Genomic DNA, 26,373 nt, shown 5'->3' with positions numbered 1-26,373 from the left:
ATGCTCAAGTACGAACTGCTCACCACCGATGGCCTCGCCCGACGCGGCCGCATGACCCTGAACCACGGCGTGGTCGAAACGCCCATCTTCATGCCGGTGGGCACCTATGGTGCGGTCAAGGCGATGTCCCCGGCGGAGCTGAAGGACATTGGCGCGCAGATCATCCTGGGTAACACGTTCCACCTGTGGCTGCGCCCCGGGCTGGAGGTGATGGACGCACACAAGGGCCTGCACGGCTTCAATGGCTGGGATAAGCCCATCCTGACCGATTCCGGCGGTTTTCAAGTGTTTTCGCTGGGTGATCTGCGCAAGATCACCGAAGAAGGGGTGACGTTTGCATCGCCCATCAATGGCGACAAGCTGTTCCTGTCGCCGGAGATCTCGATGCAGATCCAGCGCCGGCTGAACTCGGACATCGTCATGCAGTTCGACGAATGCACGCCGTACAAGATTGGCGATCGCCCTGCAACCGAGGCCGAAGCTGCAGCCTCAATGCGCATGAGCCTGCGCTGGGCACAACGCTCGCGCAACGAATTCGAGCGCGAGAAAAATCCGAACGCACTGTTCGCCATCGTCCAGGGCGGCATGTTCGAGAACCTGCGTGATGAATCGCTGGCCGGTTTGCAAGCGATTGATGCCGATGCCGGCGGCGAAGGTTTCGGCGGCTACGCCATCGGCGGGCTGTCGGTGGGGGAGCCCAAGGAAGACATGATGCGCGTGCTGCAGCACGTGGCGCCGCGTCTGCCTGCCAACAAACCGCATTATTTGATGGGCGTCGGCACGCCGGAAGATCTGGTGGCAGGCGTTGCCAGCGGCATCGATATGTTCGACTGCGTGATGCCGACCCGCAACGCGCGCAACGGCTGGCTCTTCACCCGCTTTGGCGACATCAAGATCAAGAACGCGGTACACCGCAATGATCCGCGCCCGCTGGACGAGACCTGCGGCTGCTACACCTGCAGCAATTTCTCGCGCGCCTACCTGCACCACCTGCAGCGCGTCGGCGAAATCCTGGGGGCCCGCCTGAACACCATCCACAACCTGTATTACTACCTGGAATTGATGGCCGAGATGCGCACCGCCATCGAGTCGCACGGCTTTGCCGCATTCCAGGCCAGCTTTGCCGCAGACCGCGCGCGCGGGGCGCTGTAACCCCGCTCAACAGGGCGCCAGGCGCGCCCATTTGCCGCGGCACCGCAATGGTAGAATGTCGGGTCCGATTTTTGACCGATTGACGAACCATTACGGAGTTCTGACGTGTTCCTGATTTCCGACGCTTACGCGCAAACTGCACCGGCTGTTGGTGGTGCCGCGGGTGGCCTGATGAGCTTCCTGCCCATCATCCTGATGTTCGTGGTGCTGTGGTTCATCATGATCCGCCCGCAAATGAAGCGCCAGAAAGAAACCAAGGCGATGCTCGAAGCCCTGGCCAAGGGCGACGAAGTCGTCACCGCTGGCGGCATTCTGGGCAAAGTTAGCAAGGTGGCTGAGCAATATGTCACCGTGGAAATTGCTGCCAACACCGAAATCACCGTCCAGAAGAGCGCCGTGACGACCGTGCTGCCCAAGGGCACGCTCAAGGCACTGTAAATCGGCCCATCCCGGCGCCGCGCACGATTGCGCTGGCGCCGGAACCCCAGGCAGCGCCTATTCTAAGAATCCGCGCCCGCGCCCCTCGGCGTCGCCTCTCTGCATTCCAAGATGAATCGCTATCCGCTCTGGAAATACATTGTGATCCTGGTGGCGCTTGCCATTGGGTTCCTCTATACGCTGCCGAATTTCTTCGGTGAGGCGCCTGCTGTGCAGGTGTCTTCGGGCAAGGCCACCGTCAAGGTCGACCTGAACGTGCAAAAGCAGGTCGAAAGCCTGCTGGCCGCGGCCAGCATTCAGCCAAACGGCGTGTTCTTCGACAATAACGGCACCTCCGCCAGCGTGCGCGTGCGTTTTGCCGACACCGACACGCAGCTCAAGGCCAAGGACGTCCTGGCTCGCGGCCTGAACACTGATCAAGCCGATCCGACCTACATCGTGGCGCTGAACCTGCTGCCAGGCTCCCCGCGCTGGTTGAGCGGCGCTCCGTTCTTTGCCAAGCCGATGTTCCTGGGCCTGGACTTGCGCGGTGGCGTGCACTTCCTGCTGCAGGTCGACATGAACGGCGCCGTGACGAAGAAGCTCGACTCGCTGGCCGGCGACATCCGCACGCAACTGCGCGACAAGGGCATCCGCCACAGCGGCATCGACCGCAACAACAACACGATCACGATCAAGTTCAGCACCCCGGACGAGGCCGACCGCGCCCGTGCACTGCTGGCCGATTCGACCCGCGAACTGGCCTACACCGTGGACAAGAGCGCCGACGGCGCCACGCTCACCGGTACCTTTACCGCCGCTGCGATGAAGGAAGTGCAGGACAACGCGGTCAAGCAGAACATCGTCACGCTGCATAACCGGGTGAATGAACTCGGCGTGGCTGAACCGGTGATCCAGCAGCAGGGTCCGGACCGCATCGTCGTGCAACTGCCCGGCGTGCAGGACACGGCCAAGGCCAAGGACATCATCGGCCGCACCGCCACGCTGGAAGCGCGCCTGGCAGATCCGAACGCCCCGCTCGTGCCGCGTGCAGGCGATCCGGTGCCGCTGGGCGACGAACTGTTCACGCAAGGCCGCAGCGCTCCGGTGCTGCTGCAAAAGCAGGTGATCTTCACGGGCGACCGCATCACCAGCGCCTCGGCCGGCTTCGATCAGAACCACAATTCGTCGGTCGACATCACGCTCGACGGCCAGGGCGGCCGCATGCTGCGCGATGTCTCGCGTGACAACATCGGCAAGCGCATGGGCATCGTGCTCTTTGAAAAGGGCAAGGGCGAAGTGCTGACGGTGGCGACCATCCAGTCAGAACTGGGCTCGCGCTTCCAGATCACCGGCATGGGCTCGACCGAGGCGGCGTCCGACTTGGCGCTGCTGCTGCGTGCAGGCTCGCTGGCGGCGCCGATGGAAATCATCGAAGAGCGCACCATCGGCCCGTCGCTGGGTGCGGACAACATCAAAAAGGGCTTCGATTCAGCGCTGTACGGCTTCCTCGCCATCTCGGTGTTCATGGTGCTGTACTACATGCTGTTCGGTGCGTTCTCGGTGGCAGCCCTGGGCGTCAACGTGTTCCTGCTGATCGCCCTGCTCTCCATGCTGCAGGCCACGCTCACGCTGCCGGGTATCGCGGCTATCGCACTGGCGCTCGGTATGGCCATTGATGCCAACGTGCTGATCAACGAACGCGTGCGTGAAGAGCTGCGCAGCGGCGCATCGGCACAGATGGCTATCGCTGCCGGTTTTGACCGCGCCTGGGCAACCATCCTCGATTCGAACGTGACCACGCTCATCGCCGGTCTTGCGTTGATCGCCTTTGGTTCGGGCCCGGTACGCGGCTTCGCGATCGTGCACTGCCTCGGGATCGGCACATCCATGTTCTCGGCGGTGTTCTTCAACCGCGGTCTCGTGAATCTCTGGTACGGCCGCAAGAAGAAGCTGCAGAGCGTCGCCATCGGGCAGGTGTGGAAACCGGGCAATACGGACACGCAATCGCCCGCCAAGTAATCACGCCACCCACAACGAATCTCGCATAACCGGCACCGCCCCGGCACAAAAGGGGCGGTCGCCACAAAGGGCAGACCATGGAGTTTTTCCGCATCCGCCGCGACATTCCGTTCATGAAGCACGCGTTGATTCTCAACGCGCTGTCGTTCCTGACGTTTATCGCTGCTGTCTTCTTCCTGTTCCACAAGGGGCTGCACCTGTCGGTGGAGTTCACTGGCGGTACGGTGATGGAAGTCGCTTACACCCAGGCCGCCGATCTGCCGAAGATCCGCGGCGACGTTGAGAAGCTCGGCTATGCCGATGCGCAGGTGCAGAACTTTGGCACCTCGCGCGACGTGATGATTCGCCTGCCGCTCAAGACCGGTCCGGATGGCAAGCCCATCGCCTCGGCCGTGCAAAGCCAACAGGTGATGACGGCCCTGAACGCCGCCAACCCTGACGCCAAGCTGCAGCGCGTTGAGTTCGTCGGCCCGCAAGTCGGGAAGGAACTCGCCACCGACGGCCTGCTGGCGCTGCTGTTCGTGGTGGTCGGCATCGTGATTTACCTGTCGATCCGCTTCGAATGGAAGTTCGCCGTGGCCGGCGTGATCGCCAACTTGCACGACGTCGTGATCATCCTGGGCTTCTTCGCCTTCTTCCAGTGGGAATTTTCGCTGTCGGTGCTGGCGGGGGTGCTGGCGGTGCTGGGCTATTCGGTCAACGAATCCGTGGTGATTTTCGACCGGATCCGCGAAGCGTTCCGCAAGTACCGCAAGATGAACACGCACGAGGTGATCGATCACGCGATTACCAGCACCATCTCGCGCACGATCATCACCCACGGCTCGACCGAAATGATGGTGGTGTCGATGCTGGTGTTCGGCGGCCCGACGCTGCACTACTTCGCCCTGGCCCTGACGATCGGTATTCTGTTCGGCATCTACTCGTCGGTGTTTGTGGCTGCTGCGCTGTGCATGTGGCTGGGCGTCAAGCGCGAAGACTTGGTCAAATCTGAAAAGAAGGCCGGTGGCCCGAAGGAAGACGATCCGAACTTCGGCGCGCAGGTTTGAAGATCCTGCTACACGCTGCCCGGAGGACTCATTCCTCGGGCAACAAAAAAGCCCCGCAATTGCGGGGCTTTTTCTTTGGCTGTGGCGACCGCCTGGCTTACTGCTGTGCGACGTTGGCGTCTTGCTTGATGCCTTCCGCCTGAATCTTCAGCTTGGTTTCCATGTTGAAACCGTAGGCCTTGCCGTAGTCGACGCCGAAGTCGTCGCGCTTGAACTTCATCTCGGCATCGGCGCCGCACACTTCACGCTTGAGCATCGGATGCGGCATGCACTTGAAGGCATCGATTTCCAGCTTGGCCGGCTTGGTCACGCCGTGCAGCGTCAGTTGGCCTTCGGCTTCGGTCGGCACGTCGCCCTTGAACTTCGTGAAGTTGCCCTTGAACGTGGCGGTCGGGTACTTGGCCACGTCGAAAATCTCGGCGCTCTTGGCGTGCTCGTTCATCTTGGCGTGACCGAAGTCGAGGCTGTCGGTCTGCACGGTCACATCGATGCTGCCGGTCTTGGCGGCGCGATCCAGCGTCACGGTGCCGCTGGACTTTTCGAACTTGCCGCGCCACTTCGACAGACCGCCCATGTGGTCGGCTTCAAAGCTCGGGTAGGTGTGGTTCGGATCCAGTTGGTACGTGGCCGGTGCAGCAAAGGCGGCGGTGGCGGCAACAGCGGACAGGGCAGCAACGAGGGTACGCAATTTCATGAGAACTCCTGCGGAATAAAAGCGGCACACGAGGGCCGGGAAAACGTTGGTTGGGGCTACTGATTACTTCTTGGCGATGACGATGCGGAACTTGATCGTTACGTCGTCCGACACAACCGACGTGTCCTTCCATTCACCGTCGCCCACCTTGAATGCGTTGCGCTTGACCGGCAATGCGCCTTCAAAGACCTGATTGGCACCTTCCTGCTTGAACGTCACGGGTGCCGTCACATCCTGCGTGACGCCCTTGATGGTCAGCTTGCCGACCACATCGACCTTGCCGCCCGCGCCGGGCTTGAACGTCGACGACACGAACGTTGCCTTCGGATACTTGGCGGTGTCGAACCAGTCCTTCTTCTTCAGTTCATCGTTGTATTCCTTGCTGCCGACGTCGACGCTAGTGACATCGATGTCGACCTTCGCCGTCGAGGCAGCCACATTGGCCGCGTTGTAATTGACGGCGGCGTCGAACTTGCCGAACTTGATATCCATCGGCACGCCAAGCTGCTTGCCGGTGGCGGTGACGCTGCTCTTGGCGGCATCCACTTGGGCGATGGCCGATACCGATACGGCAGCAATCGACAGCGCGCCGGCGGCAACCAGGGCAATCGCGCGGGGGCGCACAAAACGTTTCATCATCAGACTCCTTCGGTCAGGCCGGGTCATGCCGGCAGTCTTGGTCAGGATGGAAAGGCAGGGGCGCCAGCGCACACCGTGCGCCAGCGCGTTGGGAAATCAGCGGAGGAACGGCACCATGCGGCGCAGGGTGCCGTCGCGATCGACGACGTGGTGCTTGAGCGCAGCCAGAATGTGCAGCACGACGATGGCCGCCATGGTCCAGTTCAGCCATTCGTGCGCCATGCCGAAGATGTCTTTCAGCGCATCGCTCTTGTCGAACGGCATCGGCAGTTCCCACAGGCCAAGATAGACAACCTTGACGCCGGCCGCGACGCTCAGCAGATAGCCGGTCAGAGGCACCGCCAGGATCAGCAGATACAGCCCGAGGTGCGCGGCTTCGGCGGCGGCGTGCTGCCATTTCGGCATACCGGGGACGGGGCCCGGCGCCGGGTGCGTCAGGCGCCACAGCACACGCAGCACCGCAAAGATCAGCACCGTGATGCCGATCCACTTGTGATACGAGAACAGCTTCAGCTTGGTGGGCGTAAAGCCCGGAATATCGGTCATGTACAGACCGAGCCCGAAGGCCGCGAAGATCAACAGCGCGATGATCCAGTGCATCGCAATCGCGGGCTTAGCATAGGCGCCGTGGTCAGCGGCGCCGCGCGTGGCGAAATTCGAGTGGGCGGCTTGTGACATCGGTTCCCTCGGTGTTTTGGAGCGCTCAGTAGGCGGCGTCTGTGGGTATGACCACGGCGCCAAACGATTGTGCATTATTTGCGCGATCCGACCGGTCAAGGCAGCCCGAAGTTCATCAAGCGATTCAAATTTTTTGATTGATCAGGCAGCTTTTCAGAGATGGCGCGGCAGACCGTTCTATGGAGCGTAATAAACAAAACGGCCCGCCCTCCGATCTGAGAGCGGGCCGTTCCTAAGACGGAACCACCAAATTTTTGCAACAATCAGGCGATACGGCGGGCCAGTTCTTCTGCCTTGCCGATGTAGCTGCCAGGCGTCATGTCCAGCAGCAGCTTGCGGGCGTCTTCGGGAATCGCCAGCGTGCCGATGAATTCACGCAACGCTTCGCGGGAGATGCCCTTGCCGCGCGTCAGTTCCTTCAGTTGCTCGTACGGATTGGCAATGCCATAGCGGCGCATCACGGTCTGCACGGGCTCGGCCAGCACTTCCCAGCAAGCATCCAGGTCTTCAGCCAGTCGGGCCGGGTTGGTTTCCAGCTTGCCAAGGCCGCGCAGGCAAGCGTCGTAGGCCAGCAGGCTGTAGCCAAACGCCACGCCAATATTGCGCAGCACGGTCGAATCCGTCAGGTCGCGCTGCCAGCGCGACACAGGCAGCTTCTCCGACAGATGGCGCAGCACCGCGTTGGCCAGGCCAACGTTGCCTTCTGAATTTTCGAAATCGATCGGGTTGACCTTGTGCGGCATGGTCGACGAGCCGATCTCGCCGGCCTTGGTCTTCTGCTTGAAATAACCCTGCGAGATATAGCCCCAGACGTCGCGGTCCAGATCCAGGATGATCGTGTTGGCGCGCGCCACGGCGTCGAACAGCTCGGCCATGTAGTCGTGCGGTTCGATCTGGATGGTGTACGGGTTGAACGTCAGGCCCAGGCGCGTCTCGATCACGTTCTTCGAGAAGGCTTCCCAGTCCAGCGACGGATACGCCGACAGGTGCGCGTTGTAGTTGCCCACGGCACCGTTCATCTTGCCCAACAGTTCAACCGCTTCGATGCGGCGGATGGCGCGGTCCAGGCGGGCGGCCACGTTGGCCATTTCCTTGCCCAGCGTGGTCGGGCTTGCCGGCTGGCCGTGCGTGCGCGACAGCATTGGCACGTCGGCGTTGGCGTGAGCAAGTTCCACCAGGCGAGCCTGCACGCGGCGCAGCGTCGGCACGATCACCGTGTCGCGCGCGCCTTTGAGCATCATCCCGTGCGAGGTATTGTTGATATCTTCCGACGTGCAGGCGAAGTGGATGAACTCGCTGGCGGCTTCCAGCTCGGCGTTGCCCTTCACGCGCTCCTTCATCCAGTATTCGACGGCCTTCACGTCATGATTGGTGACGGCTTCGATCTCTTTGATCCGGGCGGCGTCTGCCTCGGCAAAGTTCTCGACCAGGGCCAGCAGTGCGCCCTCGGCAGCAGCGGAGAAACGCGGGATCTCGGCCAGGCCGGCCTGCGACAGGGCGATCAGCCAGTGCACCTCCACCTTCACGCGGTTGCGCATGAAAGCGGCTTCCGACAGCCACTCGCGCAGCGGATCGGCCTTGGCAGCGTAGCGGCCATCGATGGGAGACAGAGCGGTCAGGGCAGAAAGCGACGACATGGCAGGCGGGGAAAAATGTGAAGGGAATCTCAATCCGGACAACCCGGACGCGGCGTTGCGCGTTGAACCAAGGTGCATACGCGCACCCAAGCGAGCCCGCGATTTTACCACCCGGCACCTGTCTTTCACGGCCAATCCGGCCTAAAGCAAGCCTCCGTTTGGTTGAGTTGGGTTCAGGCGCCGCGCAGCGCACTCGGGAAAGTGCGCAGCTATACTTCCGCCTCCAACATGACATGCCTATGAAACTGATCGGATCGCACGCCAGCCCGTACACCCGCAAGGTGCGCGTCGTCTTGGCTGAAAAGAAAATCGACTACCAGTTCGTGCTGGAAGACGTGTGGAGCGCAAGTACGCAAATCCACCAGTTCAACCCGCTGGGCAAGGTGCCCTGCCTGGTGATGGACGACGGCGGCGCCCTATTCGACTCGCGCGTCATCGCGGAATACGCCGATACGCTGTCGCCGGTGGCGCGCCTCATTCCGCCTTCCAGCCGTGAACGCGTGGAAGTGCGCTGCTGGGAGGCGCTGGCCGACGGCCTGCTCGACGCCGCGCTCATGCTGCGCATCGAACATACGCAGCGCACGCCGGAACAGCGCAGCGAAACATGGCTCGCGCGCCAGACCCACAAGATTGATCAGGCGCTGCAAGCCATGTCGCAAGGCTTGGCCGACAAGACCTGGTGCAACGGCAACCACCTGACACTGGCCGACATCGCCGTCGGCTGCGCGCTTGCCTACCTGGATTTCCGCCAGCCACAGATCGATTGGCGCGAACGTCACGCCAATCTCGCTTCGTTCTACGCGCGCATTGAAAAGCGGCCGAGTTTCATGGAAACCCAGCCGCAGTAATCAATGGAAATTCGCGAGCGTTACACGGCCACCGGATCAAACCGTTCGGCCTGGGCCATCGGCCAGTAGCGTTCGTACAGCTGAAAGCGATACCGCCCGGCCAGCAGGTCGCCGGGTTCCAGGTACTTGAGCAGCGCGGAGAGCAACTGCACCTCGTTGCCCGACACGCGGCGCACGATGTGGTGCGCGCGGAAATCTGCCGGATGCTGCAAGCCGGCTGCCTGCGTCAGCTCCAAGAGCGCATGCAGCGTGTGCGCGTGATATTGATGCACGCGCTCGGCCTTGTCGGGCACGACAAGCGCCTTCTGCCGAGACGGGTCTTGTGTCGCCACGCCGGTCGGGCAACGGTCGGTATGGCACTTCTGCGCCTGGATGCAGCCCAGCGCAAACATGAAGCCGCGCGCAGCATTGCACCAGTCGGCACCCATTGCGAGCGTACGGGCAACGTCGAACGCCGTGACGATCTTGCCTGAGGCGCCAATCTTGATCTTGTCGCGCAGGTTGGTGCCGACCAGCGTGTTGTGCACCAGCAGCAGCCCTTCCTGGAGCGGCGTGCCGACGTGGTCCGTAAATTCAAGCGGAGCCGCGCCCGTGCCGCCCTCCGCGCCGTCGACAACGATGAAGTCCGGCAGGATGCCCGACTCCAGCATCGCCTTGACGATGCCGAAGAACTCCCACGGATGCCCGATACACAGCTTGAAGCCGGTCGGCTTGCCGCCCGACAGCGTACGCAGGCGATCCACAAACTGCAGCAACCCCAGCGGCGTGCTGAACTCCGAATGCGCGGCTGGCGAAATACAGTCCTTGCCGATCTGAATGCCGCGCGTAGCGGCAATCTCGGGCGTCACCTTGGCGGCAGGCAATACGCCGCCGTGCCCTGGCTTGGCACCCTGCGACAGCTTCACCTCGATCATCTTCACCTGCGGGCTGCGCGCCTGTTCGGCAAAGCGGTCCGGATCAAAGCGGCCGTTCGCGTCGCGGCAGCCGAAGTAGCCCGACGCCACTTCCCAGATCAGGTCACCGCCTTCTTCGCGGTGGTACGGCGAAATCGAACCCTCGCCCGTGTCATGGATGAAGTTGCCGAGCTTCGCACCGCGGTTGAGCGCGCGAATGGCATTGCCCGACAGCGCCCCGAAGCTCATCGCCGAGATGTTGAACACCGACATCGAATACGGCTTGGCGCGGCCCTCGCCCACCATCACGCGAAAATCTGACGAGGCAATGCGCGTGGGCGCCAGCGAGTGGCCGATCCACTCGTGCCCCGCTACCTTCACATCGACTTCGGTGCCGAATGGGCGGCTATCGACTTCACCTTTGGCGCGCTGATAAACGATGCTGCGCTGGGCGCGCGAGAACGGCTTTTCGTCGGTGTCGTCTTCAACGAAATACTGGCGAATTTCCGGACGAATGAACTCGAACAGGAAGCGGAAATGGCCCCAGAGCGGGTAATTGCGCAACACCGAGTGGCGCGTCTGCGTGATGTCGTGCACGCCCAGGATGACGAACATACCTGGAATGACCGCGCACACCCAATGCAGACGACCCGCTATCGCAAACCCGGCGGTGACGGCAAACAACAGCACAACGCCCGCGAAGGCCCAGTAGCGACGTGGCAGCATGACCAACCCTGTGTGGAGACAAATCAGGGCGCAAGCTTAAACGAGTGCTGCAACAGCCGCAGCCGGCACAACGCAGTGTTGCAAAAACCGATCAGGCGACCGCTTTTTCCACGACAGCCGGTTCAGCGGCCGAAATAATGCCGCCACCCAGGCAGATTTCACCGTCATACAGCACGGCGGATTGGCCTGGCGTGACGGCCCACTGCGCTTCGGGGAAGGTCAGCGTGAGCGCGCCATCGGCCGCGCGTGCGACCGTGCAAGGTGCATCCGCCTGGCGGTAACGCGTCTTGGCGCCAAGGTGGGTGCCTTCGGCGGGCGCGTGGCCGGCCACCCAGCTCAGATCATCGGCGTGCACGGTGTGCGCCAGCAGCCACGGATGGTCGTGGCCCTGCACCACATACAACGTGTTGGCCGCCATGTCCTTGCGCGCCACGTACCAGGCATCACCGTTGCCGTCGCGGCTGCCGCCGATGCCGATGCCCTTGCGCTGCCCCAGCGTGTAGAACGCCAAGCCGATGTGCTCGCCGATGGTCTTGCCGTCGGGCGTCTTGATCGGGCCAGGCTTGGTCGGCAGGTAGCGGTTGAGAAAATCGCGGAACGGCCGCTCGCCAATGAAGCAGATGCCGGTGGAATCCTTCTTCTTGGCGTTCGGCAGGCCAATTTCGGCGGCAATCTCACGCACCTTCGTCTTCGGCATCTCGCCCAGCGGGAAGAGCGTGCGCGAGAGCTGTGCCTGGTTCAGCCGGTGCAGGAAGTAGCTTTGATCTTTCGTGTGATCGAACGCCTTGAGCAGCTCGAAGCGGCCATCGATCTCGCGCACGCGGGCGTAGTGTCCGGTCGCGATCGTGTCGGCGCCCAGGGCCATCGCGTGATCGAGGAAGGCTTTGAACTTGATCTCGGCGTTGCACAACACGTCGGGATTGGGTGTGCGGCCAGCCGAATATTCACGCAGGAAGTCCGCAAAGACGCGGTCCTTGTATTCGGCGGCAAAGTTGACGGCTTCCACGTCCACACCAATCAGGTCGGCCACCGATACCACGTCGATCCAGTCCTGGCGGGTCGAGCAGTATTCGCTGTCGTCATCGTCTTCCCAGTTCTTCATGAACAGGCCGACGACGTCGTAACCCTGCTGTTTGAGCAGCCACGCGGTGACGGACGAATCCACCCCGCCGGACATCCCGACAACGATGCGCTTCTTGCTCATGACTGCGCTCCCAGCCCGTACACGCTGGCGTGCGTGTGGATGACGTCGAGCGGGTAGCGCTTGCCGGCCAAGTAATCTTCGACGCAGGCGAGCAGCAACGGGCTGCGATGGCGCTCGCGGCTGGCGCGGATTTCATCCGGCGTCATCCACACGGTGCGGACGATGCCGTCGTCCAGGGCGCGGCGCGGGTCTTGGGGGCCGAGCTCGCCGGTAAATGCCATCCGCACATAGGTGATCGGATCCCCCTGCGGCGGTTGGAACTGCGCCATGTAACAGCCCAGGAAGGCGGTCGGCACAAAGCTGTACGCGGTTTCTTCCATCGCCTCGCGCGCGACGGCGTCGACCAGGCTTTCATCTGGGTCGAGATGGCCGGCGGGCTGGTTCAGGCGCAAGCCGACATCGGTGTGCTCCTCAACCAGCAGAAAGCGCCCATCTTGTTCAATGACGGCGGCAACGGTAACGCTGGGTTTCCAGCGGACAGCTTGGTTCATGGCAAAAAGGCAACAAAAACAAGGCGTTATTGTAGCTGGAGGCTGTGCTCCACGCTTGCCCAGCGCGTTGGAGCAGACGCATATCGCCGCGCGCCGCTGTTGTGAGCAATTGAGCACACGTTTGCGCAGGATCGGCCCGCATTCCTTGTTGGTTCGGATATTCGACATGCCATTCGACGAGCGTCCGTGCGCCAAAAAGTTCGGGTAAGCTGCACGTCGATCCTGATCCAGCGCGCCTTCGTTCACTTCGCGCGCATCCTAAACATAATCAGCGAGGAGAGAACACGATGCACATCGGCATCCCGCAGGAGACGCGGGCGGACGAGACGCGCGTTGCCGCGACCCCGGAAACGGTGAAAAAGTACGTGGCGCTTGGCCATCAGGTGACGGTGCAATCGGGTGCCGGTGTAGCCGCCGCCCAGCCCGACGACGCTTACGTGGCTGCCGGCGCCAAGATCGGCACCGCTGCCGAAGCGCTTGGCGCGCAGATCGTGCTGAAGGTGCGCTCACCGGAAGCGGCGGAACTGGCGCAGATGCAGCCGGGCGCGGTACTTGTCGGCATGCTCAACCCCTTTGATGACGAAAATACGGCCCGCCTCGCCGCCGCCAACGTCACCGCGTTTGCGCTGGAAGCCGCGCCGCGCACCACGCGTGCGCAGAGCATGGACGTGCTTTCCTCGCAGGCCAACATCGCCGGCTACAAGGCCGTGATGGTGGCGGCCAACCATTACCAGCGCTTCATGCCGATGCTGATGACGGCCGCCGGCACCGTAAAAGCCGCGCGCGTCCTGATCCTTGGCGCCGGTGTGGCCGGTCTGCAGGCCATCGCCACGGCCAAGCGCCTCGGTGCTGTCATTGAGGCGTCCGACGTGCGGCCGGCGGTGAAAGAGCAGATCGAATCGCTGGGTGCGAAGTTTCTCGACGTGCCGTTCCTGACGGACGAAGAGCGCGAGATCGCGCAGGGTGTGGGCGGCTATGCCCGCCCCATGCCACCCGACTGGATGCGCCGCCAGGCTGAACTCGTACACGCGCGCGCAAGCCAGGCCGACATCGTCATCACCACGGCGCTGATCCCGGGCCGCCGCGCGCCGACGCTGCTGTCCGAAGCCACCGTGCAGGCAATGAAGCCAGGCTCGGTCGTTGTCGACCTGGCAGCGGCGCAAGGCGGCAACTGCCCGCTGACCGAAGCCGACCGCGTCGTCGTCAAGCACGGCGTCACTCTGGTGGGCTACACCAACCTCGCGTCGATGGTGGCGGCTGACGCCTCTGCCCTCTACGCCCGCAATGTGCTCGATTTCCTCAAGCTGATCATCGACAAGGATGGCGGCCTGAACATCAACCGCGAAGACGACATCGTGGCCGCCTGCCTGCTCAGTCAGGCCGGCCAGGTGGTGCGCGCTCCCGCAGCCACGAGCGCCGCCAAATAAGAACGGAGACGGCGGCCCGGCCGGGAGCGAAACCCGGTCTGGCCGCCAGTGGCGATTTCATTTTTGTTTCAAGGAAAGCTTCATGCAACGCAACATGCTTCGCGCCAAGCTGCACCGCGCGACGGTCACCCAGGCCGATCTTGACTACGAAGGCTCCTGCGGCATCGACGAGGACCTCCTCGACGCCGCCGACATGCGCGAATACGAAAAGATCGAGCTGTACAACGTCAACAACGGCGAGCGCTTTTCGACCTACATCATCAAGGGCAAGCGCGGTTCGGGCGAAATCTCGCTCAACGGCGCTGCTGCGCGCCGCGCTCACGTGGGCGACCTGCTGATCATCTGCACCTACGCGCCGATGAACGAAGAAGAAGTCGCCAGCTACAAGCCCAAGGTCGTGCTGCTGGGCGAGGGCAACAAGATCAAGGCCATCAAGGAAACCTGACGCGCCAGGCGGCCCATGTCTGCATGACAGGGCCGCTTCGCACATCGACCAAGAAGCGAGGAGGAGCACTCATGGAGCTGGTCAATCACACGGTGATCAACCTGATCATCTTCGTGCTGGCGATCTACGTCGGCTACCACGTGGTTTGGACCGTCACGCCAGCGCTGCATACGCCGCTGATGGCCGTGACGAATGCCATCTCGGCCATCATCATCGTCGGCGCCATGCTGGCAGCCGGCCTGACACAGACGGGCCTGGGCCGCACGATGGGCGTGGTGGCGGTGGCACTGGCAGCGGTCAACGTGTTTGGCGGCTTCCTGGTCACCCAGCGCATGCTGGAGATGTTCAAGAAGAAAGAGCCGAAGGCCAAGGGCGGACAATCTGAGGGAGCCAAGCAATGAGCATGAACCTCGTCACCCTGCTGTACCTGCTGGCATCGGTCTGCTTTATCCAGGCGCTCAAGGGGCTTTCGCACCCCACCACGGCGCGGCGCGGCAACGCCTTCGGCATGACCGGCATGGCGATCGCCGCTGTCACGACCATCGCGCTTATCTACAAGCTCAAGGCCGAGATGTTTGCCGGCACCGAGAGCGGCACGTCCACCGGTTTCATCCTGATCTTCGCGGGCCTGGTGGCTGGCGGCGGGATCGGCGCCTATGTGGCACGCACGGTCGAAATGACCAAGATGCCCGAGCTGGTGGCGGCCATGCACTCGCTGATCGGTCTGGCGGCGGTGTGCATTGCCGTGGCCGCCGTGGCCGAGCCGTCGGCGTTCGGCATCACGATGGCTGGTGACAACGTGCTGCCGCTGGGCAACCGCGTGGAACTGTTCATTGGCACGTTCGTCGGCGCCATCACGTTCTCCGGTTCGGTGATCGCGTTCGGCAAGCTGTCGGGCAAGTACAAGTTCCGCCTGTTCCAGGGCGCGCCGGTGCAGTTTGCCGGCCAGCACATGCTGAACCTGCTGCTGGCGGTGGCCATGCTCGGCTTCGGCATCCTGTTCTTCCTGAGCCAGAACTGGCTGCCGTTCATCATCATGACGGCCATCGCCTTTGTGCTGGGCGTGCTGATCATCATCCCCATCGGCGGCGCCGACATGCCGGTCGTGGTGTCGATGCTGAACTCGTATTCGGGCTGGGCGGCGGCGGGCATCGGCTTCTCGCTCAACAACCCGATGCTGATCATTGCCGGCTCGCTGGTCGGTTCGTCCGGTGCAATTCTGTCTTACATCATGTGCAAGGCGATGAACCGGTCGTTCTTCAACGTGATCCTGGGCGGCTTCGGTTCGGAGGCTTCCGCCGGAGCAGCCGCGGGTGGCGCGGGGCAGCAGCGCCCGGTCAAATCGGGCTCGCCGGACGATGCGGCCTTCCTCATGGGCAACGCCGAGACGGTCATCATCGTCCCCGGCTACGGCCTGGCGGTGGCGCGTGCGCAGCACGCCCTGAAGGAGCTGACCGAAAAGCTGTCGGACAAGGGAGTCACCGTCAAATACGCGATCCACCCGGTCGCAGGCCGCATGCCGGGCCACATGAACGTGCTGCTGGCCGAAGCCGAAGTGCCCTACGACCAGGTGTTCGAGATGGAAGACATCAACGGTGAGTTCGGCCAGGCCGACGTGGTGCTGGTGCTGGGCGCAAACGACGTGGTCAACCCGGCGGCCAAGAACGACCCGAAGTCTCCCATTGCTGGCATGCCGATCCTGGAGGCCTACAAGGCCAAGACCATCATCGTGAACAAACGCTCGATGAACGCCGGTTACGCCGGGCTCGATAACGAGCTGTTCTACATGGACAAGACCATGATGGTGTTTGGCGACGCCAAGAAGGTCGTCGAAGACATGGTCAAATCCGTCGAGTAAGGCAGGGCACTGACGGCCGTCAACGCGTCGTCAGGTCCGACGGGTTCCCCTTGCCCCCGGCGGCGGCAGGCAGTAACGTAGTGCAAACGGGCAGCGTCGGCCACACCGGCCGTGCGCTGCACCCTGCCCTCTTCCGATTCCTCCCGACGTATGCAACAGGACAGCGCCCTGCCGGTCTATTTCCACCCCACCCTGACGGTGGTGGTCGACGACAGCCAATCGTTCGTGGAAAGCCTCGGGTTCCAAATGGACCCCTCGCGCGCGCTGTTGGCCTTCAACGATCCGGAAGAGGCGCTGGCGTGGCTGCGCCAGTGGCATTCGCTTCGCATGCCGGGTTTCCTGCCGGTGCGCGTCACGCACGATGACCTGACGTTCTCCACCGAGCGCCGCACCATCCAGCTTGACGTCGACCGCGTCTACCGCCAGATCCACGAGGTCAATCGTTTCCTGCAGCCCTCAGTCATCGTGGTGGATTACTCCATGCCGCGCATGAACGGGCTGGAGTTCTGCGCCAAGCTCAAAGATCTGCCGTGCATGACGATCCTGCTCACGGGCATGGCCGACGAGAACATCGCCGTGCAAGGTTTCAACGATGGCCTGATCGACCGCTATATCAAGAAAGACAATCCGGCAATGGCCGAGCGGCTTAGCGCGGAAATCGAAGCATTGCAGGTGCGCTACTTCAGCAATCTGTCGAGCACACTGCGCGATCTGCTGTCGCGCCACTCGTTCAGTTTTCTGTCCGACCCCGCGATCACACGGCTCGTGCGCGAGCTGTCCACGCGCTACCGTTTCATCGAGTACTACTTGTATCCGCACCCCGCCGGCGTGCTGCTGCTCACGGCCGACGGGCGCGCCACGCTCATGGTCATCGAGACCAATGCGAGCATGCTCACGCACCTGGAAAACGCCGAGGCGTACAACGCGCCCGATGCGCTGCTCAAGGGCCTGCACGACAAGCAGATCGTCCCGTTCTTCTGGCCTGGCGATGGCATGTACACCCCGGCATGTGTGGAGTGGGAACAATATTGCCTGCCCGCAGAGGTGTGTCAGGGGCGAGAGCCGTACTACTACGCGCTGTTCGACATGCCTAGCCATCTGCTGCCGGCACAGGTCTACAGCTACACCCAATTCCTCACCAACTACAAGCAGGATCCGGACGCGCTCACCGGCCGCAAATCACGCTGAGATGGTGTTTCCGCTTTGCTCTGCCCTGCGGGTTTCCACATTGTGTGGGTCACATTCGGCAAGTACAATCGATTGCATCATTCGGCAGCCATGACGTCAGAGCATGGCCCGGCTGAATCGCCCTGATGCATGCGTGGCATAGCTGCGGCATCATGGCGAACGAGGGTGCCGGCACGCAACATTCAAAGCGGCGCCCCGAGTTCATTACTGTGCGGGATTCTCCTTGAGAGACGATTTGGGATGCAGCAGCGAGCCGCGCGTTCAAGCAGCGCGCGTTACGGATGTCAGGGGAGTGCATCGTTCCAATCTGGTCATGGTTCACGGTTGCACGATTCCCGTTGCACGCTGTTGATCGGCGAGCAGTAGAGGTGCCTCGGTAGCAGTACTGAAGGCGCCGGCTGCAGTCGGTCATCTTCCCCGATCTTCTCGGAGCGGGTTTGGGCGAGAGACGCCCGGGCTAGCGCGTATTGCGCACGGCCAGCGGACGGCTTCAAGCACGCTTTCACGACTGATGCGGCGGCATGCCCGGCAGTGTCGGCGGGGCGCGTCGTATTCGCGGTGCCCGGATTCGCGGCGCGACCCCGGGTGCGCGGTTGTTGGAGTGAGCGTCCCGCTTGGCAGACGTTTTCCCTGAAGTCTCCGGCAAATTCGCACCGTGTACTCACCCAACCAAATCGATCCCGCGGTCAGCTTCCGTAACTCACAGGGTCAGCAGGTCCGCGGCACCATCATCACGCTGCAGCGGCGTGCCCTGGTGATGGAGATCTACAACCCGTACTCGATCGTGCAGGTGAGCGAGGTGCTGTCCGAACTCGCGATCAAGATGGGGACGCGGCAAGCCTATCTTGGCAAGGCGGTGGTGATCAGCCTGGTGAACACCGGCCTGACCGCCGTCGTCTCGCTCACGCTGATCGACGAATGGCGCGAGCTATCGGAAGTGGCCGACACGCCCGCCTCCGTGGGCGAAGAAGCGCGAACGTTCGTGCAGGAATGGCAGGAACGTTTCCGCATCCATCGCGACTACCAGATCGTCGTCAATGAGATGCGTGCGTTCCTGGCCGAAGTGTCACGCTGGGTAGAACAGGTGGATCTGTCGAAGACATTACCGCGCGAAGACAACAAGCTGCGCATGGATGTCTTCCAGGAGCTGGCCGAGCCGATCATGCTCAAGCTCAAGGGCTACATGGACGGCCTGGAATCGGAAGCCGGCAAGGTCGAGGCGGAGCTTGCGCCGGCACACCGCACCTTCGCGCAAGCCGCACTGCATCCGCTGCTGTTGCGCGCGCCGTTCATCTATCGCACGTACACCAAGCCGCTGGGCTACGCGGGCGATTACGAGATGGTCAACCAGATCCTCTCCGACCCGCGAGAAGGTCCGAACACCTATTTCCAGATCGTCAACGCCGCTTTCCTTCGTACCGACGTGGCCGAGGCGCACCGCAACCGCATCGACATTCTTGTGCAGTATCTGAGCGACCTGGCCGCGCAGGCGAAGGCGGCAGGCCGAACGTTCAAGGTGTTGAACGTGGGCTGCGGGCCGGCGGTGGAAATCCAGCGCTTCATTCAGCAGCATCCGGAGCCGTCGTTACTGTCGTTCGAACTGGTGGACTTCAGCGAAGAGACGCTCGACTACACCCGCGAGCAGATGCGCCGCGCGATGGATCGCGCGCGCAAGACCGTCACCGTCGATTTCTTGCACGAGTCGGTACATCAACTGCTCAAGCGCCGCATCACGGCCGACAGCCCGCAAGCCGGAGATTGCGATGCGGTGTATTGCGCCGGCCTGTTCGACTATCTGTCCAACAAGGTCTGCCAGCGCCTGCTCTCCTACTTTGCAGCGCGCACGCGGTCGGGCGGCGCCATTCTTGCGACCAACGTGCACGGCAACAACCCGATGCGCTTTGTGATGGAGCACGTGCTGGAGTGGTATCTCGTCTATCGCGATGAACCGCTGATGGCCGAGCTGCTACCCGAAGGCTCGCGCGACGTGCGTGTCTATACCGACGTGACCGGCGTCAACGTATTCGCCCAGGCCAGCGTGGCCGGGCCTGCCACATCTGCCGCTTAATCCGCTGCCCAGGAACACGCATGGAGCCCATTACACATCGCGGATACCAGGCCGAGCTGAAGCAGTTCCGGCTCGTCTTCAGCCGCATGGCCGCCGTTACGGGCATCGTTCTGGTGCTGGCAGGGGTCGGGCTGGACTATGGCATGTATGTGGACAGGCTTTGGCTGTTCGCTTCGCTGCGGGTCATCACCTCGCTCATCATGCTGGGCGCACTGCTCGTGCTGTATACGCGCTGGGGCGAAGAGCATGTGCAGAGCCTGACGTTCTTCTGGCTGATCTGTCCTCAGATCATGATCTCGTGGATGATCTACGACACCGAGGGCGCCAGTTCACCGTATTACTCGGGGCTGAACCTGGCGATCTATGCCGTGGGCATGGTGATGCCGATCGGCTTTCTGCAGGCCGTGCTGTTTGGCACCTGCACGTACATCTTCTGGGTGATCGCGTGCACGCTGCATCCGGGCGGCATCCAGTCGCGTGAGATCTTCATCGTGCATTCGATGTTCATCCTGTTCTCCATTGCGACGAGCACGCTCTACACATACTTCAACGAACGCGGGCGCTTCCAGCTCTTTCGGCTCAAGGAAGAAGTGGCGCAGAAGAACGCGCAGTTGGCGCAGACCAATCAGAACCTCACCGACATCAAGGGCCAGCTTCTGCAACAGGAAAAGATGGCCGCCATCGGTACGCTGTCTGCGGGCCTGCTGCATGAGATCAACAACCCGGTCAACTTCTGCCTGATGGCGATTGCCGTGGCGCAGGAAGACCCGACCGCCAAGGGCAGCCCGATGCTGCTCGAATGCCTGACCGATGCCAAGGAAGGCATGCAGCGCGTGCAGCATATCGTGTCCGACCTGAAGACCTTCGCTTATCGCAGCCCAGAGAAGGGCGAGGCCGATGCGCCGTTCCTGGTGGAGAAAGCCATCGACTCGGCGATCCGCCTGACCGGCCATGAGCTACGCGGCGTGACCCTCGAACGCAAACTTCCGCCGGACACGCTCGTGCGCGGCGACGAGGCGGCCATCATCGGCGTGCTTATCAACCTGCTATCGAACGCAGCGCTTGCCATGCAAAAGGTGCAGCGCGAGAACCCGCGCATCGAGATTGCCGGCGAGTGGATCGACAACCGCCTGCATGTGGTGGTGACCGACAACGGCCCGGGCATATCTGAGAAGAACCTGTCACGCGTGTTCGAGCCGTTCTTCACCACGCGCGATGTCGGCAAAGGCCTGGGCCTCGGCCTATCGATCAGCTACAGCGTCATCCAGCGTCACGGCGGCACCCTGGCCGTGACGAGCCAGGAAGGCGAATGGGCGCGCTTCACGTTTGATCTGCCGCGCTCGGAGTAGACGCATCATGGACACCACGCCGGACACCGTCACCATCCTCTACGTCGACGACGAAGCGCAAGCCTGCAAATGGTTTGCGCGCACGATCGGCACCGGCTACGAGGTGCTGACGGCCAACAGCGTCGAAGAGGCCAAGACCGTGCTGCACGATTCGCACGAACGCATCAGCGTGGTCCTGACGGACTTCCGCATGCCGGGCGGCGACGGCACTGAACTGCTGCGCTTCATCGATGCGGAATACGGCGACATCGCCACCATCCTCGTCACCGCGTATGCCGACAAGGATTTGTTGATTCAGGCCGTGAACACCGGGCGCGTGTTCAAGATCCTGGAGAAGCCCTATCAGCCCGAAGACGTGCGGCGCTCGCTGCAAGAGGCACTGGCACTGCGCCAGGATCGTCTCTTGCGTACCCAGCGCCTCATGGCAATCGACGAAACGCTGGCTTTTCTTGCGCACGAGCTGAACACGCCATTGGCCGCCATCTCGAACTTTGCACGCGGCATCCGCATGCGCATAGACCAGACCGAACCCACGCCCGGGGCACTTCCCGAAATCGGCCGCGCCGCCGATCGCGTGCAGGACAACGCGCGCTACTGTCTCTCGGTGATCGCCACGTTTCTGAATTCGGTGCGCAACACGTACGGCAAGCCCGGCACAGCAGCCACGCCCAACAGCGCGGGTGGGCTGATCCGCTCGTTGTTTGACACATACCCGTTCACGAACGCGCAGCGCGAATGGGTGTCGTATCGCGTGGAAGACGATTTTCCGATCCAGACGCTGCCCAACTGCGTGATGCTTGTGCTCTCGTCGCTCACGAGCAACGCGTTGCAGGCATTGCGGCACACCAATGCGCCGAAGCTTGAAATTGTTGCCAGCCGTGTGCCGGACGCCGGAACTACACAGCACATGATCCGCATCGAGGATAACGGCCCCGGTATCACGCCAGACGTTCTCGCGCGGCTGACCATCGACCCCGTGACGACGCGCGCCGAAGAAGGCGGCAACGGCATGGGCATGATTTTTTGTACGCGGATCATGCAATCGTTCGGGGGAGCGATTGCGATTGATTCCGCACCCAGCGCAGGCACGCGCGTGACTCTCACGTTCCCATGACAAGACCACAAGACTTACGAACCAGGCCGCACGTGATCCGCGCGTTTGCCGTATCGGCTGCAATTGCTATGAGGAGTGACGGATGACCAATCCCGGGGGCAACGAGCCCAAGATCCTGTACGTGGACGACGAGACATTGGCGCTGACTTACTTCGGCCGTGCCATCGGTTCACTGGCGCCGGTCGTCACCGCCACCTCGGTCGAAGAAGGCAAGCGCATGCTCGACGAGCACGCCGCCACGCTCGGCGTGCTCGTGTCGGACCAGCGCATGCCCGGTGAACTCGGCAACGAGTTGCTGCGCTACGCACGCGAGCGCTATCCGCACCTCGTGCGCATCCTGACGACCGCCTACTCCGAAATCGAAGACACGGTGGAAGCCGTCAACCAGGGGCAGATTCACCGCTACATCAAGAAGCCGTGGGACATCACCGCGCTGCGCGTGGAACTGAAGCAGGCATTGGAATTCTCCGATCTGCGTCGCGAACGTGACGCGCTGCTGCGCGAGAAGATGACCGTGCGTCAGAGCCAGACGCTCACACATCGCATCGGTGCGCTGCAGACGCTGTACCTCGCGGTGTCGGGGCTGTCTTCGTTCAGCGCCGTCAACGATTACCTGCGTGCCGCCGCCGCCGTGGGCCTGCAATCGCTGGCACAGCCCGACTGGGCGATGAAGGACTACACCGAGCTGGTCGGCGAAGAAAGCCTGCGTACCGGTGAGTTCAGCCACGCGGTGCGGCAGGCATACGTGGACTTGTCATCGCGCTTTGACAGCAAGCCCGCGGCGCAGGCGTTGGAAATACTGGCCGAGGTGCTGCACGGCAAGGTTTCGCCGTCGGGTAGCGATGCTGCGGCGGTGGTGGATCTCACCACGCTGACGGAATTCCTGGAAGCCGCATCCACGCACAAGGTGTCGGAATCGCATGCCAAGTGGCTGGCGTTCCTGCTGTGGCTCGACGGCAAAGGTTGGTCGCTCACGGCCGAGCGCGATAATGCGACGGTCAAGCTGCGCCTGCTCGACAACCAGACGCAGCTCACGCCGGATCAACTCGCGGCGTGGATGGAGCATTTCCAGGATCTGCAGGCCGCCTGAAACGGGCCCGCAGTTGTCACACAACGCCGATGCCTATGCGTCGGCGTTGTCGTTTGAAGCATCGCCCTGAGCGGGCCGCTCAGGGCGATCGCGCATGCCGCCCTTCACCATATCGAAACGGAACAAACGGCATTCGATGTTGCCGTTGTAGAGCGGCGTGCGCTGCGATTCCTTCAGCCGCATGCGACGCGGCATCGAGAGATCACCGGTAAAGACGAACGCCTTCCAGCCCGCGAAGTCGCGCTTGAGCGTGCCGGCAAAGGCCTGCGCAAACTCGTTGGCGGCGGCCTCTTCCTCAGGGTCGACGGGCGGTTGCGGTTCGGGCTGACGTAGCTCACGCATCGGACGACGGCCATCGTCGCGCGGGGCGTCCATAGCGCGGCTGGCGCGCTCGAACACGGTGCCATCCTCGTCGCCTTCACCTTCCGGCCGGCGGCGGCGCGAACCGTGTGCACCACGCACGACAATACGCTCGCCGTAAGGTGGATTCATCAGCAACACACCGGCAGTCTCGAACGGCGGCTTGCCGAAGCGCGCATCGACTTGCTTGAGCACAGGCTCGCCGGGCAGACCGGCACGCTGCCAGTTGGCGGCGGCATAGGCAAGCATGTCGGTGGAAATGTCGGCGCCGGCCACCAGCGGCGGCGTACGGCGCATGGATGCGGCAGCCGCGTCGGCAGCGGCTTCGCGCAGGCGCTTGAAGCATTTGGCGTCGTGGTCCTGCAACCACTCGCAGGCGAAGGCGCGCTGGCCGCCCGGCGCAATGCCAAGCGCGCGCTGCGCAGCTTCAACGAGGAATGTGCCGCTGCCGCACATCGGATCGTAGAACGGCATGCCGTGGGCACCCGTCCAGCCCGTCAGGCGCAGAATGCCGGCTGCAAGGTTTTCCTTCAGCGGCGCCTCGCCCTTTTCCTGGCGCCAGCCGCGCTTGAAGAGCGGCTCGCCGGTGGTGTCGAGGTAGATCGTGCAGTCGGTCTCGGTCAGGTACGCGTAGATGCGCACGTCCGGCGAGACGGTGTCAACGCTGGGCCGCGCGCCCATGCGCTGGCGGAAGCGGTCACACACCCCGTCCTTCACGCGCAGGCCGACAAACTTCAGGCTCTGCAACGGCGATTTGTGCGCGGTCACATCCACGCGAATCATCTCGTCGGGCGTGAAGTAATCCTCCCATCGCTGCGCGGCAGCCAGCGCGTAGATGTCGTCTTCCGAGCGATACCCGCGCGAAGCCAGGCGCATCAGCACACGGCTGGCGATGCGGCTGTGCAGGTTGACGGCATACGCCGCACCCTGCGTGCCGAAGAAGTGCACGCCGCCCGGCACCGTGCGGCCCACCTCGAACGCGGCCAGCTCGTCCACCTCGGGGCGGATGGCGATTTCGGCCAGTTCATCGGCCAGCGCCTGTTCCAGCCCACGGGGGCATGGCGCGAAGTAAGCAGTTGCCATCGGAAAACTAAATAGTTAGAGATCGCTGCAAACTGAAGCGACGCGGTTCTGACGGTTCAACGCCGACGCAGACGGTACAAGACGTACGGTAATGACGGGTTGGATCGTCAGAATCATTTTGCAGTGGTCTCAGAACGGCTTGACGACCACCAGGATCGTAATCGCCAGCAACAACAGCACCGGCAGTTCATTGAACCAGCGGTAGAACTTGTGGGACCGTTTATTGGCGCCCGCCTCGAACTTGCGCAGTAGCACGCCGCAACCGTGGTGATAACCGATCGTCACGAGCACCAGTGCGAGCTTCGCGTGCATCCAGCCATTGGGCGGATACAGCCCGATGCGATATCCCAGGAACAGCCACAGCCCAAGCAGGATCGCGACAATCGCCAGCATGGTCGTGAAGCGGAACAGCTTGCGCGCCATGATCAGCAGGCGCGTGATGGCCGCGCGCTCGGTTTCCATCGCCAGGTTGACGAAGATGCGCGGCAGATAGAACAGCCCGGCAAACCACGACGCAATGAAGACGATGTGAAAGGCTTTGACCCAGAGCATGCGAACAGTCCCGTGATTGGTGAAGCGCGAACGGTAAACACATCGCGCGCCGCTCGCGGCGGCGCTCAACGTGCAACAAGCGATATCAGGAGCGGATCTCGCCGTGTCCGAACACGACGTACTTCAGCGAGGTCAGCCCCTCCAGCCCGACCGGTCCACGCGCGTGGAGCTTGTCGTTTGAGATGCCGATTTCGGCGCCCAGGCCGTACTCGAAACCATCGGCAAAGCGCGTGGACGCGTTAATCATCACGCTGGCCGAATCGACCTCGCGCAGGAAGCGCATGCCGGTCGAATAATTCTCGGTGATGATGGAATCGGTGTGCGCAGACCCGTAGGTATTGATGTGCTCGATGGCGGCGTCCAGGCCGTCGACAGTGCGGATCGACAGGATCGGCGCAAGGTATTCGGTGTGCCAGTCGGCCTCAACGGCGTCCTTCAGATTGCCGAAGCCGGCAGCTTCCAGCGTAGCGCGCGTGGCCGGGCATACGCGCAGTTCCACGCCCTTGTCCTGGTAGATCTTTGCCAGCGGCGGCAGCGCGCGTGCAGCAACGTCGCGCGACACGAGCAGCGTCTCCATCGTGTTGCACGGCGCATAGCGCTGCGTCTTGGCGTTGTCGCACACGCGCACGGCCTTCTCGATGTCCGCATCGGCGTCGATGTAGACATGGCAGATGCCGTCCAGGTGCTTGATCATCGGCACCCGGGCTTCTTCGATCAAGCGTGCGATCAGGCTCTTCCCGCCGCGCGGCACGATCACGTCGACATACTCCGTCATGGTGATGAGCTTGCCGACCGCCGCCCGATCCGTGGTGGCCACAACCTGCACGGCGTTGGCAGGCAAGCCGACATCGGCCAGCCCTTCCTCGATGAGCGCGGCCAGCGCGCCGTTCGATTCGATTGCTTCGGAACCGCCGCGCAAGATGGTCGCGTTGCCCGACTTGATGCACAGCGCCGCGGCGTCCACCGTCACATTCGGACGCGACTCATAGATGATGCCGATCACGCCAAGCGGCACGCGCATCTGGCCGACCTGGATGCCGGTCGGGCGGAACTTCATGTTGCTGATCTCGCCGATGGGGTCGGGCAGCGCGGCGATCTGCTCCAGGCCAGCGGCCATGGTATCGATGGCGCGGTCGGTCAGCGTGAGGCGGTCGATGAAGGCGGCATCCTGGCCGTTGGCGCGGGCGCGCTCGACGTCGCGGGCGTTGATCTCTTTGAGCTTGGCGGCATCGCGACGGACGGCGGCCGCAATATGCAACAGCGCGCGGTTCTTTTGCGCGGTGCCGGCGCGGGCCATGCCGCGCGAAGCGGTGCGCGCCTGACGGCCGACCAGGGCCATGTATTCGTTCACGTCGAGCTGCTTCATGATGATCGCGACCGGCGAGCTGC

General features: G+C 62.7%; 24 protein-coding genes. 14 read left to right on the top strand and 10 right to left on the bottom strand.

Going from position 1 to position 26,373, the window contains the following annotated elements:
• The 4 genes from tgt (at window position 1) to secF (ending at window position 4,640) form a co-directional block, all read left to right on the top strand.
• Complete coding sequence (gene tgt, locus NG898_RS00785) at window positions 1–1,152, top strand: tRNA guanosine(34) transglycosylase Tgt (RefSeq protein ID WP_252690686.1); 1,152 nt, start codon at window positions 1–3, stop codon at window positions 1,150–1,152.
• A gap of 105 nt (window positions 1,153–1,257) precedes the next feature.
• The gene (yajC, locus tag NG898_RS00780) at window positions 1,258–1,590 is read left to right on the top strand and encodes a preprotein translocase subunit YajC (protein ID WP_024979062.1); all 333 of its coding nucleotides are present in this window, start codon (window positions 1,258–1,260) and stop codon (window positions 1,588–1,590) included.
• Window positions 1,591–1,701: 111 nt separating this feature from the next.
• Window positions 1,702–3,591, top strand: coding sequence for a protein translocase subunit SecD (gene secD, locus NG898_RS00775; RefSeq protein ID WP_252690685.1), 1,890 nt, complete (start codon window positions 1,702–1,704; stop codon window positions 3,589–3,591).
• 77 nt (window positions 3,592–3,668) lie between these two features.
• Window positions 3,669–4,640 (top strand): protein translocase subunit SecF, encoded by a 972-nt coding sequence (gene secF, locus NG898_RS00770; protein WP_252690684.1) that lies wholly within the window; start codon window positions 3,669–3,671, stop codon window positions 4,638–4,640.
• A 97-nt stretch (window positions 4,641–4,737) separates the two neighbouring features.
• Here the strand turns inward: secF and NG898_RS00765 are convergent, their stop codons facing one another.
• The 4 genes from NG898_RS00765 to purB all read right to left on the bottom strand — a co-directional run bounded on the left by NG898_RS00765 (window position 4,738) and on the right by purB (window position 8,288).
• On the bottom strand, window positions 4,738–5,334 hold the full coding sequence (locus NG898_RS00765; protein WP_252690683.1) for a YceI family protein: 597 nt from the start codon (window positions 5,332–5,334) through the stop codon (window positions 4,738–4,740).
• Between the two features lie 63 nt (window positions 5,335–5,397).
• On the bottom strand, window positions 5,398–5,970 hold the full coding sequence (locus tag NG898_RS00760; RefSeq protein ID WP_252690682.1) for a YceI family protein: 573 nt from the start codon (window positions 5,968–5,970) through the stop codon (window positions 5,398–5,400).
• Window positions 5,971–6,069: 99 nt separating this feature from the next.
• Window positions 6,070–6,651, bottom strand: coding sequence for a cytochrome b (locus NG898_RS00755; RefSeq protein ID WP_252690681.1), 582 nt, complete (start codon window positions 6,649–6,651; stop codon window positions 6,070–6,072).
• 263 nt (window positions 6,652–6,914) lie between these two features.
• Window positions 6,915–8,288: an adenylosuccinate lyase gene (gene purB / locus NG898_RS00750; protein ID WP_092972458.1), complete on the bottom strand. Its 1,374-nt coding sequence runs from the start codon at window positions 8,286–8,288 to the stop codon at window positions 6,915–6,917.
• Between the two features lie 239 nt (window positions 8,289–8,527).
• On the opposite strand from purB, the gene NG898_RS00745 reads away from it, so the two are divergent.
• Entirely contained in the window at window positions 8,528–9,136 is a 609-nt protein-coding gene (locus NG898_RS00745) for a glutathione S-transferase (protein WP_252690680.1), read from the top strand.
• A 20-nt stretch (window positions 9,137–9,156) separates the two neighbouring features.
• Here NG898_RS00745 and NG898_RS00740 read toward each other — a convergent pair whose 3' ends face one another.
• From NG898_RS00740 to NG898_RS00730, 3 genes are all read right to left on the bottom strand, one after another.
• Complete coding sequence (locus NG898_RS00740; protein WP_252690679.1) at window positions 9,157–10,755, bottom strand: FMN-binding glutamate synthase family protein; 1,599 nt, start codon at window positions 10,753–10,755, stop codon at window positions 9,157–9,159.
• A 91-nt stretch (window positions 10,756–10,846) separates the two neighbouring features.
• Window positions 10,847–11,959, bottom strand: a complete 1,113-nt coding sequence (mnmA, locus tag NG898_RS00735; protein ID WP_252690678.1) for a tRNA 2-thiouridine(34) synthase MnmA — start codon at window positions 11,957–11,959, stop codon at window positions 10,847–10,849.
• The gene (locus tag NG898_RS00730; RefSeq protein WP_252691593.1) at window positions 11,956–12,450 is read right to left on the bottom strand and encodes an NUDIX hydrolase; all 495 of its coding nucleotides are present in this window, start codon (window positions 12,448–12,450) and stop codon (window positions 11,956–11,958) included. Before NG898_RS00730 ends, mnmA begins: the two co-directional genes overlap by 4 nt.
• Window positions 12,451–12,737: 287 nt before the next feature.
• Here NG898_RS00730 and NG898_RS00725 point away from each other — a divergent pair, with 287 nt between their 5' ends.
• The 9 genes from NG898_RS00725 (at window position 12,738) to NG898_RS00685 (ending at window position 22,989) form a co-directional block, all read left to right on the top strand.
• Window positions 12,738–13,877 (top strand): Re/Si-specific NAD(P)(+) transhydrogenase subunit alpha, encoded by a 1,140-nt coding sequence (locus tag NG898_RS00725; protein ID WP_252690677.1) that lies wholly within the window; start codon window positions 12,738–12,740, stop codon window positions 13,875–13,877.
• Window positions 13,878–13,959: 82 nt separating this feature from the next.
• Complete coding sequence (panD, locus tag NG898_RS00720) at window positions 13,960–14,322, top strand: aspartate 1-decarboxylase (protein WP_009241493.1); 363 nt, start codon at window positions 13,960–13,962, stop codon at window positions 14,320–14,322.
• 71 nt (window positions 14,323–14,393) lie between these two features.
• On the top strand, window positions 14,394–14,723 hold the full coding sequence (locus NG898_RS00715) for an NAD(P) transhydrogenase subunit alpha part 2 (protein ID WP_024979075.1): 330 nt from the start codon (window positions 14,394–14,396) through the stop codon (window positions 14,721–14,723).
• Window positions 14,720–16,180 carry an NAD(P)(+) transhydrogenase (Re/Si-specific) subunit beta gene (locus tag NG898_RS00710; RefSeq protein ID WP_252690676.1) on the top strand — a complete coding sequence of 487 codons (1,461 nt, stop codon included), beginning with the start codon at window positions 14,720–14,722 and terminating at the stop codon, window positions 16,178–16,180. Before NG898_RS00715 ends, NG898_RS00710 begins: the two co-directional genes overlap by 4 nt.
• Window positions 16,181–16,330: 150 nt before the next feature.
• On the top strand, window positions 16,331–17,368 hold the full coding sequence (locus NG898_RS00705; RefSeq protein WP_092972452.1) for a response regulator: 1,038 nt from the start codon (window positions 16,331–16,333) through the stop codon (window positions 17,366–17,368).
• 655 nt (window positions 17,369–18,023) lie between these two features.
• Window positions 18,024–19,436 carry a class I SAM-dependent methyltransferase PhcB gene (phcB, locus tag NG898_RS00700; RefSeq protein ID WP_252690675.1) on the top strand — a complete coding sequence of 471 codons (1,413 nt, stop codon included), beginning with the start codon at window positions 18,024–18,026 and terminating at the stop codon, window positions 19,434–19,436.
• Between the two features lie 20 nt (window positions 19,437–19,456).
• The gene (locus tag NG898_RS00695) at window positions 19,457–20,785 is read left to right on the top strand and encodes a sensor histidine kinase (protein WP_252690674.1); all 1,329 of its coding nucleotides are present in this window, start codon (window positions 19,457–19,459) and stop codon (window positions 20,783–20,785) included.
• Between the two features lie 7 nt (window positions 20,786–20,792).
• A complete protein-coding gene (phcR, locus tag NG898_RS00690) occupies window positions 20,793–21,899 on the top strand; it encodes a two-component system hybrid sensor histidine kinase/response regulator PhcR (RefSeq protein WP_252690673.1) in 1,107 nt (368 codons plus the stop codon).
• 82 nt (window positions 21,900–21,981) lie between these two features.
• Entirely contained in the window at window positions 21,982–22,989 is a 1,008-nt protein-coding gene (locus NG898_RS00685; protein ID WP_252690672.1) for a response regulator, read from the top strand.
• Between the two features lie 33 nt (window positions 22,990–23,022).
• Here the strand turns inward: NG898_RS00685 and NG898_RS00680 are convergent, their stop codons facing one another.
• The 3 genes from NG898_RS00680 to NG898_RS00670 all read right to left on the bottom strand — a co-directional run bounded on the left by NG898_RS00680 (window position 23,023) and on the right by NG898_RS00670 (window position 26,350).
• Window positions 23,023–24,432: a THUMP domain-containing class I SAM-dependent RNA methyltransferase gene (locus NG898_RS00680; RefSeq protein WP_252690671.1), complete on the bottom strand. Its 1,410-nt coding sequence runs from the start codon at window positions 24,430–24,432 to the stop codon at window positions 23,023–23,025.
• A gap of 129 nt (window positions 24,433–24,561) precedes the next feature.
• Window positions 24,562–24,984, bottom strand: a complete 423-nt coding sequence (locus NG898_RS00675; protein WP_027680553.1) for a CopD family protein — start codon at window positions 24,982–24,984, stop codon at window positions 24,562–24,564.
• 85 nt (window positions 24,985–25,069) lie between these two features.
• Window positions 25,070–26,350 carry a glutamate-5-semialdehyde dehydrogenase gene (locus tag NG898_RS00670; RefSeq protein ID WP_252690670.1) on the bottom strand — a complete coding sequence of 427 codons (1,281 nt, stop codon included), beginning with the start codon at window positions 26,348–26,350 and terminating at the stop codon, window positions 25,070–25,072.
• Window positions 26,351–26,373: the final 23 nt, after the last annotated feature.

It is taken from the genome of Ralstonia mojiangensis (genome assembly GCF_023955645.1).
Taxonomy (GTDB): domain Bacteria; phylum Pseudomonadota; class Gammaproteobacteria; order Burkholderiales; family Burkholderiaceae; genus Ralstonia; species Ralstonia mojiangensis.
Note: the sequence above shows the minus strand (reverse complement) of the source record. Positions and strands in the feature narration are given on the sequence as shown.

Bases quoted from the DNA above. Each gene is read 5' to 3' on its own strand.
- phcR (WP_252690673.1), top strand. From the start codon at position 20,793: ATGGACACCACGCCGGACACCGTCACCATCCTCTACGTCGACGACGAA.
- NG898_RS00730 (WP_252691593.1), bottom strand. From the start codon at position 12,450: ATGAACCAAGCTGTCCGCTGGAAACCCAGCGTTACCGTTGCCGCCGTC.
- NG898_RS00705 (WP_092972452.1), top strand. From the start codon at position 16,331: ATGCAACAGGACAGCGCCCTGCCGGTCTATTTCCACCCCACCCTGACG.
- NG898_RS00740 (WP_252690679.1), bottom strand. From the start codon at position 10,755: ATGCTGCCACGTCGCTACTGGGCCTTCGCGGGCGTTGTGCTGTTGTTT.
- NG898_RS00715 (WP_024979075.1), top strand. From the start codon at position 14,394: ATGGAGCTGGTCAATCACACGGTGATCAACCTGATCATCTTCGTGCTG.
- NG898_RS00755 (WP_252690681.1), bottom strand. From the start codon at position 6,651: ATGTCACAAGCCGCCCACTCGAATTTCGCCACGCGCGGCGCCGCTGAC.
- NG898_RS00760 (WP_252690682.1), bottom strand. From the start codon at position 5,970: ATGAAACGTTTTGTGCGCCCCCGCGCGATTGCCCTGGTTGCCGCCGGC.
- NG898_RS00745 (WP_252690680.1), top strand. From the start codon at position 8,528: ATGAAACTGATCGGATCGCACGCCAGCCCGTACACCCGCAAGGTGCGC.
- secD (WP_252690685.1), top strand. From the start codon at position 1,702: ATGAATCGCTATCCGCTCTGGAAATACATTGTGATCCTGGTGGCGCTT.
- mnmA (WP_252690678.1), bottom strand. From the start codon at position 11,959: ATGAGCAAGAAGCGCATCGTTGTCGGGATGTCCGGCGGGGTGGATTCG.
- NG898_RS00675 (WP_027680553.1), bottom strand. From the start codon at position 24,984: ATGCTCTGGGTCAAAGCCTTTCACATCGTCTTCATTGCGTCGTGGTTT.
- panD (WP_009241493.1), top strand. From the start codon at position 13,960: ATGCAACGCAACATGCTTCGCGCCAAGCTGCACCGCGCGACGGTCACC.
- NG898_RS00670 (WP_252690670.1), bottom strand. From the start codon at position 26,350: ATGAAGCAGCTCGACGTGAACGAATACATGGCCCTGGTCGGCCGTCAG.
- NG898_RS00695 (WP_252690674.1), top strand. From the start codon at position 19,457: ATGGAGCCCATTACACATCGCGGATACCAGGCCGAGCTGAAGCAGTTC.
- tgt (WP_252690686.1), top strand. From the start codon at position 1: ATGCTCAAGTACGAACTGCTCACCACCGATGGCCTCGCCCGACGCGGC.
- NG898_RS00725 (WP_252690677.1), top strand. From the start codon at position 12,738: ATGCACATCGGCATCCCGCAGGAGACGCGGGCGGACGAGACGCGCGTT.
- NG898_RS00710 (WP_252690676.1), top strand. From the start codon at position 14,720: ATGAGCATGAACCTCGTCACCCTGCTGTACCTGCTGGCATCGGTCTGC.
- NG898_RS00680 (WP_252690671.1), bottom strand. From the start codon at position 24,432: ATGGCAACTGCTTACTTCGCGCCATGCCCCCGTGGGCTGGAACAGGCG.
- purB (WP_092972458.1), bottom strand. From the start codon at position 8,288: ATGTCGTCGCTTTCTGCCCTGACCGCTCTGTCTCCCATCGATGGCCGC.
- secF (WP_252690684.1), top strand. From the start codon at position 3,669: ATGGAGTTTTTCCGCATCCGCCGCGACATTCCGTTCATGAAGCACGCG.
- NG898_RS00765 (WP_252690683.1), bottom strand. From the start codon at position 5,334: ATGAAATTGCGTACCCTCGTTGCTGCCCTGTCCGCTGTTGCCGCCACC.
- NG898_RS00685 (WP_252690672.1), top strand. From the start codon at position 21,982: ATGACCAATCCCGGGGGCAACGAGCCCAAGATCCTGTACGTGGACGAC.